Genomic DNA, 1,188 nt, shown 5'->3' on the forward strand with positions numbered 1-1,188 from the left:
GGAAGGTCTGAAGTAGGCATCGATTTTTGACGCCCTCGTGGCTCGAGGTTCAAAAAAACTCGCCCGATCAGATAATCAGACGTTTTTGCGCTGTTAACTCATCGATTTTCCTTCAAACAGTACCCTTCCAAGGCGTTTTTCCGCATTACAGGCGCACCTCTCCCATCGCCAGCAGCCGTTTCCGCACCATCCACAGGTTCGACAAGGCAAACAGAGTAGCCTGTTGCGCGGTGTTTTTAGCCAGCCCGCGAAACCGGACTTTCGTATAACCAAACTGGCGCTTGATCACGCGAAACGGATGTTCAACCTTCGCCCGCAACTGGGCTTTCGTGAACTCGATTTTGCGATAGACCCGTGCGATCAAACTTTTCTCGCCATGCTTTTTATAGCGGCTTGGACGGACCGCAATTGACCAGATCATCTGGCGATCCTGATGCTCCGCACGCTTGTCCACGCCGGTGTAACCTGCATCACCACTGACATAGGTTTCCTCACCGTGTAGCAATTGATCGACCTGAGTCACGTCCGCCACATTCGCCGCAGTACCCACCAGGCTATGGACTAAACCCGACTCGGCATCGACGCCGATATGCGTTTTCATGCCGAAGAAATACTGGTTTCCTTTCTTCGTCTGATGCATTTCGGGATCGCGTTTGCCGTCCTTGTTCTTGGTCGAACTCGGCGCATGAATAATCGTCGCATCGACTACCGTACCTTGGCGCAGCATCAAACCACGATCACCCAGATAGCCATTGATGACCTGCAGAATCCCGCCTGCCAACTCATGTTTTTCCAACAGGCGCCGGAAGTTGAGAATGGTGGTTTCATCCGGAATCCGATCCAGACTCAACCCCGCGAATTGGCGCAGGATCGTTGTTTCGTACAACGCTTCCTCCATCGCCGGGTCGCTGTAGCCGAACCAGTTCTGCATTAGATGCACCCGCAACATCGCCATCAGCGCATAGGCTGGACGTCCACCTTGACCCTTCGGATAATGAGGCTCAATCAGGGCGATCAGGCCCTTCCACGGTACGACCTGATCCATCTCAATCAGGAAGCGCTCGCGACGGGTCTGCTTACGTTTTCCGGCGTATTCGGCGTCGGCGAAGGACATCTGTTTCATCGGAGAGGCTCGGTGAAAGGTGTTGGGGTATTTTGCCAAATCAGGAAACCTTTTTCAGAGTTTCC

Annotated in this window: 1 protein-coding gene; it reads right to left on the reverse strand. The window is 53.4% G+C overall.

Going from position 1 to position 1,188, the window contains the following annotated elements:
- Positions 1 to 145: 145 nt before the first annotated feature.
- A complete protein-coding gene (locus DW49_RS0107405) occupies positions 146 to 1,123 on the reverse strand; it encodes an IS5 family transposase (protein WP_024421181.1) in 978 nt (325 codons plus the stop codon).
- Between the last annotated feature and the right edge of the window lie 65 nt (positions 1,124 to 1,188).

This window comes from Pseudomonas avellanae BPIC 631 (assembly GCF_000444135.1).
Lineage (GTDB): Bacteria > Pseudomonadota > Gammaproteobacteria > Pseudomonadales > Pseudomonadaceae > Aquipseudomonas > Aquipseudomonas avellanae.

Excerpts from the sequence above, each read along its gene's own strand:
- DW49_RS0107405 (WP_024421181.1), bottom strand. The coding sequence starts at position 1,123 with ATGAAACAGATGTCCTTCGCCGACGCCGAATACGCCGGAAAACGTAAG.